This is a genomic window from Companilactobacillus futsaii JCM 17355, assembly GCF_001435505.1.
Lineage (GTDB): Bacteria > Bacillota > Bacilli > Lactobacillales > Lactobacillaceae > Companilactobacillus > Companilactobacillus futsaii.
Map to the genome: position 1 here is coordinate 1 of NZ_AZDO01000056.1, position 10,406 is coordinate 10,406.

The following is a 10,406-nucleotide window of genomic DNA, read 5'->3' on the forward strand; positions in this document are numbered from 1 at the left end:
TCAAGTACCTTTTGTCTGTTTATCAAGTACCTTTTGTCTGTTTATCAAGTACCTTTATAAATTCTGTACTTGATAAAAAAGTACTTTTATTTTAATATGTTTTTGAGGTGATAATCATGTCTAATGAGTTAGTTAAGTATGACCCTGAGTTGAATACTATCCCTTTGAGAAAGTTTACCCCGATTGAGATGAACTTATTCTTTTCAATTGTTTCCCGCATGCGGGATCAAGGTAATAAAACTGTTCGTTTTTCTTTTGAGCAATTAAAAGAGCTCAGTAACTATAAACCAACCGCAAATAAACGTTTTATTGATGATATTGAAAATACATACCAAAAGATCCTCAGCCTTAAGTTTGGTCGAAGAAGTAAGAGTGGCTTAAATCGCGAATTTTTTGTCATGTTTACCGAGTTTGAAATTAAGGGTGAGGCTGAAGAACCTTATGTTGATATCCAAATTTATCCCAAAGCGTTGCACTTGTTAAACGATTTGGAAAGTTGGGTTCGTTATGCCTTAACAGAATTTAGAAATTTAAAAAGCAGTTACGCAAAAACAATGTTTCGTCTAATTAAGCAATTTCGAACTACTGGCTATTCTTATTTCTCTAAAGAAGATTTTTTTGAATTGCTTGATATACCTAAAAGTTATTGGAATAGTCCTTCAAATGTTGATAAAAAAGTTATTAAGCCAATTAGAGAGGAATTAACCCCGCTTTTTAGAGGTTTAACGATTAGAAAAAAATATGGTAAAGGCCGGGGGAAACCAGTTATCGGTTATTCTTTTACTTGGAAACCTGAAAGAAAAGACGCAAATGATTTTTCTCAAGGAAAATTCCAAGATGAGCGTCAAAAACTCTTTAACATTCAGCATAATAGTGAATTATCAGATAAAGAAAAGTGGCGTGCAATTGACAAAGTTAAATGCTTACCTTTAGGAACAACTGAGAAACAAGCATTGGCTGAAAAGCAGATCGAACATGATAAAAAAATCAGAGATCAGACAAGACAAGAAGTACTTGCTGAACTCCGAAAGGGGTTTGGGAACAATGCCTAAAACAATTAGAGAACTTGCTGATGAATTGAAGGTCTCTAAACAGACTATTCAATATCACTACCAAAGACTACCAGCAAAGAACCGACAAAAGAATAGTCATGGAGCAAACCTAATTAGTCCTACAGCCGAAAGAATTATAAGGGGTAAGGTAACAAAAGTTTTGCTAGCAAAAAAGCAACAAACAAGTGACAAAGAACCACCAAAGACTAGCAAAGAAAATAATGATCTGATTACTAATCTTAGAAGAGAGGTAGAAGATTTAAAGTCTCAACGTGACAAGCAACTTGCTACCAAGGATCAGCAAATAAGTAGTAAAGACCGACAAATAGATCATCTAACAAAATTGATAGATCAGCAGCAACGATTACAGTTGACGCCTTATTTGGTGGTCATTCAACCAACTATAACCAACAGTCGTTGCCACTTATTCGCCCAGAAGAATTTGCTACCTTACAACAGCCAGTTTTATATGCCTACAAGCTAGGCGTTTCACAAGTTGATAAAGCTTTTTGGTTTAAAGATGCACGTATGAAAGCAATGGTAGAAAACTAAGGAGTTTAAATAAAAAACATCGTTGCACACATTATTGTGGTAACATTGTTCGCAATGAAGGAGTAATTTAGCATGAAGCTTTATTCTATGAAGGATATTGCAGAGGAAATCGGCAAAGACAAATCCAATGTTTATCGTTATATAAAGAAAAACAATATTGCGCACACTGATGTAAAAGAACGTACATTATTGTTTAACGCAACGCAAAAAAACTCCATTGTAAAAGGCATGGCAAGCAATCCAAACGATGACGTTGCGCAACGGTCGCAACATGCCCAGCATAATGAATATCATAGCGAAATAAATAATAATACTGACCAAATTATTGCTGCTATGCAGGACAATATTAAGAACCTAAAAGAACAAAATGCTTTGTTAGCCAAGCAGTTGGAAAGCAAAGATAAACAACTTGATGAAGCACAAAAGCTAATTGATCAGCAACAACAGTTAAACCTATCAACCCAGCGTCTTTTAACCCAGCAAAATGAACCGCAGGAAGTTAAGCAACAAACACAAACTAACCAAAAAAGTACTGAACAGGCACAAAAACCAGAAGAAAATAATAATTATCAAAAAAAAGCCACGAAGAAGGGATTCTTTAAGCGCCTTTTTGATAACTAAAAGGAGTTAATTTTAATGGCAAACTCACAGCAATACCTTGATTTATATCAATTTACGCCGGAAGAAAATCGACGCTTTGCACGCTCAAACTTTACTAAGTTAGTGCATACCAACGCCCGCTTTGAAGGAGTGAATACAACTTTGCCACAAACACAAACGATCATGGACGGCATGAGTGTTGCAGGTGTGCCAGTGGAAGATGTTTTGACGATTGTTAATTTAAAGCGAGGTTGGCAATACGTCACGACCCAGACTGAACCCTTAACTTTGCCAATGGAAAAGCAAATTAATAAAGTCGTGGCTGCCGAAGATGCCTTGGTTCCTGGCGAGTTACGACAAGGACAAGGTGGGGTCAATTTAGGGGGCGAAGAATTTTTTGAACCACCACTAATTGACGAACAAGAGGAACAAATATTTTTACAACAAACGTTGGCTGATTCACAGACAACCACGACTGATAAAGCCTTAGCCGTTATGTATCATAATATGCGCCAACAAATCTTTTGGGACGGTAATAAACGAACCGCTACTTTAAGCGCCAATAAAATCATGATTGACGGTGGCGCTGGACTAATCAATGTGCCCTTAGATAAGTGGGATAAATGGAATGAATTAATTGCTGATTATTACCGCACTAATGACATGACAAAAGTTAAGCAGTGGACGTACGATAATGCGATTCAAGGTTTAGATGTACGAAAAAAATAAAAAACAATCAAATACATGTAAATCCACTCGATTATTAGTTCATTCTACCTATTCATTACACCTGTTTAAAATTTTTCCAAGATTAACTATGGTTACGATAATAAACCTGATTTACCTTTTATAAATTGACAAGGGCATTTCAGTTCACCAAAAATTAGGGGGGATTTGGTATGGGAAATTTATCAGAAGAAGATGTTAAAAATCGATACATAACACCCGCAATTCAACGAGTTGGTTGGAAGTCAACAGACTATCGGATGGAATATCCATACACGGATGGAAGAATTACTGTTATTAATAATTACACTAAACAAAATAGCCGGAAAAAAATTGATTATTTGCTAAATTATCGTGAAAATTATCCACTAGCAATTATTGAAGCTAAGGATTTGAAACATACCTATAACCACGGAATTCAACAAGGAATTGGTTATGCAGAAGGTCTAAAGCACGCCAAGTCATTGGAAGTTCCTTTTGTATATGCAACAAATGGCCGCTCTTTTTTGGAACATGACATGCTAACTGGTCAAGAACGCTCTTTAGCAATGGACGAATTTCCTACAAAAGAAGCTATGTGGCAACGTTATAAGAAGGAAAAGGGATTGTCTCAAGAAGAATTGCAAGTGGTTGAAGAACCGTATTACTCAACCAGGGAAGCAAATCAACCACGCTATTATCAAAGAATTGCGATTAACCGGACGGTACAAGCCATTGCTAGTGGCCGTCAACGTGCTTTATTAGTAATGGCCACTGGTACCGGAAAAACTTTCACAGCTTTTCAAATAGTTTATCGTTTATTGCAAGCTGGTTTTAAAAAGCGGGTCTTATATTTAGCTGATCGCAATATTTTAGTTGATCAGGCCATGACTGGAGATTTTAGTCCCTTATTAGGCAAAGCCACTAAAGTCCAAAAGGGAAAATTGGATAGTTCTTATCAAATTCACTTCGCTTTATATCAACAGTTGGCTGGGAGAGATGAAGATGAGGGTCACGAACCATTCAGACAATTTAAACCTGATTTTTTTGATTTAGTAGTCATAGATGAAGCACATCGTGGTTCTGCAAAAGCAGATAGTCAATGGCGTAAAATTTTAAATTACTTTGACGGCCCTAATGTAACTCACTTTGGAATGACAGCTACTCCTAAAAACGAAAAAGGTGTCTCAAATATTGACTATTTTGGTGAACCTATTTACACCTACTCGTTAAAACAAGGAATTGACGACGGCTTTTTAGCACCGTATCGAGTAATCCGTGTCAATCTTGATGTAGATGTGACTGGTTATCGACCAAACAAAGATGAACGTGATGCTAATGGCGAGCTAATTGAAGATCGGGAATATACTGCGAGTGATTTTGATCGCACATTGGTGATAGACGATCGAACTAAACAAGTTGCTCATTATGTAAGTGGATACTTGAAACAAAATGAGGCTCGATTGGATAAAACTATTGTTTTTTGCGAAGATATTGACCATGCAAACCGGATGAGAATGGCATTTGTAAATGAAAATACAGATCTTGTCAGTCATGACCCACGTTATATTATGAAAATCACTGGTGACGATAATGATGGAAAAGCACAGCTAAGCAATTTTGAAGATGTTTCTAGTAAATATCCAACTATCGCAGTCACTTCAAAGCTCTTAACAACTGGAGTAAATGTTAAAACCTGTAAACTAATTGTTTTAGATCAAAGCATCAATTCAATGACTGAATTTAAGCAAATTATCGGTCGAGGAACTAGAATTGATAAAGCTCATGGAAAAGAGTTTTTTACTATTATTGATTTCAAGGGAGCAACACGTTTATTTGCTGACCCTTCTTTTGATGGTGAGCCTGACAAAGTTATCGAAGACGGCGGTAATAATGTACCTAGTCAATTAACGTATGCTCCGAGATCCGGTGATGACGGTGATGATATGGGTTCAGAAAATAAGCCACGTAACAAATATTATGTGAAAAATCGAAAAGTTAGGGTCTTGAATGATCAAGTAGAATATCTTGACGCTTCAGGACATTTAGTAACTACTTCACTGCGCGATTATACTAAAAAGAATATTCTGGGTCAGTATGCAACCTTAGATAAATTTCTTGAAGCATGGCACACAAATGGTAATAAACAAAAATTACTGGATAAAATGGAACAAAATGGCATTTTTTACCAAGAAATCATTAATGACGAAAAATTAACTGATATGGATCCCTTTGATTTAATTGTGCATTTGGCGTATAACCAGAAACCATTAAGTAAATCTGAACGCGTGATACATCTTAAAAAATCTGGCCTTCTAGATAAATATCAGGGTGCTGCTAGAGAGATACTAGAAACATTACTGACCATGTACCAAAATGACGGCATACAAGAACTTGAAAACAATCAGGTGTTAAGCTTGCCGGAATTTGAAAGATATGGTGGTCCATTCAAAATCATAGTTAATCTTTTTGGCGGTAAAAAACAATACCAAGATGCAGTTTTTGAATTAAAAGAAAAAATTTATAACTAACGGTGGTAAAAGCAAAAATGGCAAATACTCAATTTGTAAAAAAAATCCAAGATATTATGCGTAATGATCCCGGGATTAACGGCGATGCTCAAAGAATTGAACAACTTTCATGGATTCTTTTTTTGAAAGTTTATGATGATCGTGAAGTGGTTTGGAATCTTGAAAGAGATAACTATATCTCAATTATTCCAACAGGGCTACATTGGCGCGAATGGGCTAGAGACGAAAAGGATGGACAAAATTTAACAGGTGACGAATTGTTAAATTTTGTTAATAACGAACTTTTGCCTGGTTTGAAAAGGATTGTTATTACTCCAGAAACCCCCATTAGTCATGCAATTGTTAAAGACGCGTTTATTGATGCTAATAATTACATGAAAAATGGTATCTTGTTACGTCAAGTTGTCAATGTTGTGGATCAAATTGATTTTACTGACCCCAAGGATCGACATTTTTTTAATGACATTTATGAAGGAATTTTAAAAGGGTTACAAAGTGCTGGAAATTCTGGTGAATTTTATACACCACGTGCCCTAACTGATTTTATCGCCGAAAGGTTACAGCCAAAATTAAGCGAAAAAACGGCCGACCTAGCTTGTGGGACTGGTGGCTTCTTAACTAGTACCCTAAATATTCTTAGTCAGCAGGTAAAAACTGTTAATGATCGAAAAAAGTATAATCAAGCAGTGTTTGGGATTGAAAAAAAAGGGCAGCCGTATATTTTAGCAGTTACAAATTTACTATTACATGATGTCGACAATCCAGATATTATCCATGGCAATTCTCTCGAAAAACAGGTCACAGAGTACAGTGAAAACGAAAAGTTTGATGTAATCATGATGAATCCACCCTTTGGTGGTTCTGAATTACCTATCATTAAACAAAACTTTCCAACTGATCTGCAAAGTAGTGAAACTGCAGATTTATTCTTGGCGTTAATAATGTATAGGTTAAAAGAAAATGGACGGGTCGGTATTATTCTTCCTGACGGTTTCTTGTTTGGCAATGACGGGTCAAAGCTAAACATAAAAAAACGTTTATTACATGAGTTTAATCTCCATACGATTATTCGTTTGCCTGGCAGCATTTTTTCACCATATACATCCATTGCAACTAATATTTTATTTTTTGATCAAACAAAAACAACCAAAGAAACCTGGTTTTATCGACTAGACATGCCTGACGGTTATAAACATTTTTCCAAAACACGACCAATGAAGTTAGCACACTTTGATCCTGTCCGAAAATGGTGGAATGATCGTCAAGAAATCAAAGAGGGAGATAATTTTAAAGCCAAAGCATACACAGTCAAAGAACTAGAGGATAACAACTATAATTTTGACTTATGCGGTTTTCCAACTGAAAACGAAGAAATATTGCCACCATTTGAATTGATGGAAAGATACATCGAGGAGCGTGCTGAGTTAAATGATCAGATTGATACCACTTTAGATGCGCTCAAAAAATTGTTAGAGGGGGATAATTGATGACTCCTGAACAATTAAAAGCTTCCATTCTTCAATACGCTATGGAAGGCAAGTTAGTTAAGCAAGATCCTAATGATGAACCCGCTAGTGAATTGCTAAAAAAAATAGAAGCTGAAAAGGTTAAATTAATCAGAGAAAATAAAATTAAACAAACCAAAAAAATACCTGAAATTTCTCAGGAAGAAATTCCGTTTGAAATACCTGAAAGTTGGGAATGGACTAGATTTGGAGATTTGGTTCATTTTAATTTAGGAAAAACACCTAAAAGAACTGTAACAGAGTATTGGATTAATGGCCAGATTCCTTGGATTTCTATTGCTGACATGAAATCCCCATCTTTGTCAAAAACAGAGGAAAAAATTACTAAACAAGCTTTTAAAGATGTTTTTAAAAATAAGCTTGTACCCAAGGGCACTCTGTTAATGAGTTTTAAATTGTCAATTGGAAAGGTTGGAATATTAAAAACGGATGCCGTTCATAACGAAGCGATTATTGACATTTATCCTTATATGAATGATCAAAATGTTACCAGGAATTATTTATTTACGTTTTTACCTCTCATAAGCAACGCTGGAAAATTCAATAATGCAATCAAGGGCAAAACATTAAATAAAGCATCAATGACTAAATTGCTTATTCCTTTGCCTCCCTTTGAGGAACAGAAGCGAATTGTTGCTAAAATTGAACAATTGTTACCCTTGATTGATAAATATGCAGAAGCATACAACCGACTGAAAGAAATTGATGATGCCTTTAATGACAAGATGAAACAGTCAATTTTGCAATACGCTATGGAAGGCAAGCTGGTTAAACAAGATCATAATGATGAGCCTGCCAGTGAATTACTAAAAAAAATTAAGGTAGAAAAAGCTCAATTAATCAAAGAAAAGAAAATCAAAGCAACCAAAAAATTACCTGAGATTACGCAAGAAGAAATTCCATTTGAAACTTCTGATGGCTGGGAATGGACAAGATTAGGAAATGTCTCTAACTATATCCAACGTGGTCGATCTCCCCAGTACTCTAATACTAAAACGGAACATAGAGTTATTTCTCAGAAATGTATTCAGTGGGAAGAAATCACTTTAGAAAAGGCTAAGTATATAAACAATACTTTTTTTGATAAATTAGAAAACTATCGTTTTGTGAAAAAAGATGACTTATTATGGTGTTCAACGGGTACTGGAACTGTTGGGAGAATAAATATTGTTACTAATGAGTTTAACAATACTCCAGTCGATTCACATGTTACTATCGTCAGATCTAATTCGTATGTTAACAGCAAATTTATCTTTTATTTTTTAATATCGGCACATATTCAAAATAATCTAAATTCATTACTCACTGGATCCACTAAACAAAAAGAGCTAGGGTTATCAACTATCCAACATATAGTTATCCCGTTACCTCCATTGGATGAACAGAAAAGAATTGTTGCTAAAATCGATTCTCTTTTCCAAAAGCTTTGATTACTTTTTAGTAAATCTATACTTACGTTATGATAAGATTATGCATTCTCAAGGGTCCATTTCTATCAAATAACCCCTCAAAAACATTGTTAAAATAGCCCCCAATATCTATAATGTAGATATTGGGGGCTATTTTGTTTCTTTTATCAATAAATAACATCTGCTTTTCAGAAAAATTGTTGGACCTTTGTACTAATTGAACTAATTTCTTGCTGAGATAAAGTGGCCACAACTTCGCCATCTGATCGTTTTGTTGGATCGACAGCACGGACATGTTGCAATAACGCTGTCCCGTGAATTTTCCCGTTATCTATCCTGATAAATAACGGCGATTTAGCATACTTTTCTTGGGTACGATATTTGTCAGAGGTACTGATTGGCACAACTAGCACCGTATTAAAATAGCGATTATAGTGATCGTTGCTTACAACTAAACACGGTCGCTTTTTCTTAGTTTCAGTGCCTTTAGCCGGATCTAAATTAATCCATAAAATAGCGCCTTGTTTTAATTTCATTAATCAAAGTCTTCGCTTTCTACGTCTTTACCCCAATCAACTTCTGTTGTACTGAGATTTCCAAACTTTTTTTCTTGTTCATCAACAAGTTGCCATAGATCCGGTTTACTACGAACAATCATTACTTTACCATTTGGTTCAATCTGCCATTCAATTGTGTCAGTAGACCGAACTTTTAACAGTTCACGTACTGTTTTAGGAATTGTAATCTGATTTTTACTTGTGATCTTCGAGCTAACCTTAGTTACATTACCTGCGCTCACAATATCATCTCCTTACTTTTTCCTTACAAAAAATAATAACATAACTGCTTTAATATCTCAAGAATAGGGGCTAAAACTATGCAACAAATCTGACTGTTTCTAAAATTATTGAAAATTACTATACTGGTAATGAAAGTTCCGTTCGCTTTAATTCCTATTTAGGGAACCGTTTTGATGACAATTTAACAACTTTAGAAAACGACACTTATATTCTTTTAACTGGAGGCAAAGGATCTTGGGGAGTTGCTTATAAGAAAGCTTTAGATGCTTTTAAAAAATTCAAAATGTCAAAATATTCTTCCTATACTGACAGTGAAGCTAAAGATACTGCTAAAGCCTTTCACTTGTTAATTGAACAAAATGCATAAATGCAAATAAAATGGTAGGCTATAATTTATATAGTCTACTATTTTATTTACTAATACGTTTGAAATTTGATAAAAATTACAAAGAAGGGACAAAGATGACTTTGCCTATCTTATTTTCTTGGCCTATGACATTTTTTGCATTCATACTGCTAACTATATCTGATTTTTTATATTTAAAGCATGAAATAAAAAGACTAACTGATACAAAAAAGACTCTAACAATTATTACCCTTCTATTTTCACTTTCAGTAAGTATTTATGTTGCCGCATCTATTGGTCACATTGTAACTAAGGACTATTCAAGTAATACAACTTTTTTTATTTTCGGCTTCGAATCAATAACGATTACATTAACAAGTTTATTTTTTCTATTTATTACAGCAAAAAAAAATATTTTAGACAGAAAAGAAACTATACACCTGGCCCAACAAAAATATTTTGGGCACAATTTAATCATGTTTTTTTCTATGGTTCACTATGTAACAGGATTAACTGATCTTGTATTTATCTTTAGTCTCATATATCTACCGGAGTTTCTTGACTATCTACTTCCAATCCCAAATAATTATCCAGGTAACGTTATTTTCCTTAATCTTCAAAGTTTATTTATTATTATTAGTGTATTCGTCATACCCTTTTTATTATTAATCTGGGTGCCAAAATATTTCAGAAAACAATTAAGTAAAACAAAAAAATAGGGTCCATTGTCTCAATAGCCCCTCAAAAAAATAAATCAAAATAGCCCCCGATATCTATAATTTAGATGTTGGGGGCTATTTTGATTTATTTTTTTATAAGTACCCCTAATCTATAGCTATTGATTCAAGATTTCATGGGAGCCAGTTGCAACCAATAACAAAATCA

Annotated in this window: 9 protein-coding genes; 7 read left to right on the forward strand and 2 right to left on the reverse strand. The window is 34.5% G+C overall.

Going from position 1 to position 10,406, the window contains the following annotated elements:
* Nucleotides 1-116 precede the first annotated feature (116 nt).
* The 7 genes from FC88_RS05400 to FC88_RS05430 all read left to right on the forward strand — a co-directional run bounded on the left by FC88_RS05400 (nucleotide 117) and on the right by FC88_RS05430 (nucleotide 8,396).
* Nucleotides 117-1,052 (forward strand): replication initiation protein, encoded by a 936-nt coding sequence (locus FC88_RS05400; RefSeq protein ID WP_057813564.1) that lies wholly within the window; start codon nucleotides 117-119, stop codon nucleotides 1,050-1,052.
* Nucleotides 1,045-1,536, forward strand: a complete 492-nt coding sequence (locus tag FC88_RS05405) for a DUF536 domain-containing protein (protein ID WP_235526905.1) — start codon at nucleotides 1,045-1,047, stop codon at nucleotides 1,534-1,536. Before FC88_RS05400 ends, FC88_RS05405 begins: the two co-directional genes overlap by 8 nt.
* Nucleotides 1,537-1,691: 155 nt before the next feature.
* Nucleotides 1,692-2,225, forward strand: a complete 534-nt coding sequence (locus FC88_RS05410) for a DUF536 domain-containing protein (RefSeq protein ID WP_235526906.1) — start codon at nucleotides 1,692-1,694, stop codon at nucleotides 2,223-2,225.
* A 15-nt stretch (nucleotides 2,226-2,240) separates the two neighbouring features.
* The gene (locus tag FC88_RS05415) at nucleotides 2,241-2,933 is read left to right on the forward strand and encodes a Fic family protein (protein ID WP_057813569.1); all 693 of its coding nucleotides are present in this window, start codon (nucleotides 2,241-2,243) and stop codon (nucleotides 2,931-2,933) included.
* Nucleotides 2,934-3,103: 170 nt separating this feature from the next.
* Entirely contained in the window at nucleotides 3,104-5,440 is a 2,337-nt protein-coding gene (hsdR, locus tag FC88_RS05420; protein ID WP_057813571.1) for an EcoAI/FtnUII family type I restriction enzme subunit R, read from the forward strand.
* 17 nt (nucleotides 5,441-5,457) lie between these two features.
* The gene (locus tag FC88_RS05425) at nucleotides 5,458-6,927 is read left to right on the forward strand and encodes a class I SAM-dependent DNA methyltransferase (RefSeq protein WP_057813573.1); all 1,470 of its coding nucleotides are present in this window, start codon (nucleotides 5,458-5,460) and stop codon (nucleotides 6,925-6,927) included.
* Entirely contained in the window at nucleotides 6,927-8,396 is a 1,470-nt protein-coding gene (locus FC88_RS05430) for a restriction endonuclease subunit S (RefSeq protein ID WP_057813575.1), read from the forward strand. The genes FC88_RS05425 and FC88_RS05430 overlap by 1 nt, the downstream gene beginning before the upstream one ends.
* Before the next feature lie 167 nt (nucleotides 8,397-8,563).
* On the opposite strand, the gene FC88_RS05435 is transcribed toward FC88_RS05430, so the two are convergent.
* Together FC88_RS05435 and FC88_RS05440 are read right to left on the reverse strand one after the other, a co-directional pair.
* Nucleotides 8,564-8,911: a type II toxin-antitoxin system PemK/MazF family toxin gene (locus FC88_RS05435; RefSeq protein WP_024002471.1), complete on the reverse strand. Its 348-nt coding sequence runs from the start codon at nucleotides 8,909-8,911 to the stop codon at nucleotides 8,564-8,566.
* The gene (locus FC88_RS05440) at nucleotides 8,911-9,174 is read right to left on the reverse strand and encodes a type II toxin-antitoxin system PrlF family antitoxin (RefSeq protein ID WP_001748062.1); all 264 of its coding nucleotides are present in this window, start codon (nucleotides 9,172-9,174) and stop codon (nucleotides 8,911-8,913) included. Before FC88_RS05440 ends, FC88_RS05435 begins: the two co-directional genes overlap by 1 nt.
* Between the last annotated feature and the right edge of the window lie 1,232 nt (nucleotides 9,175-10,406).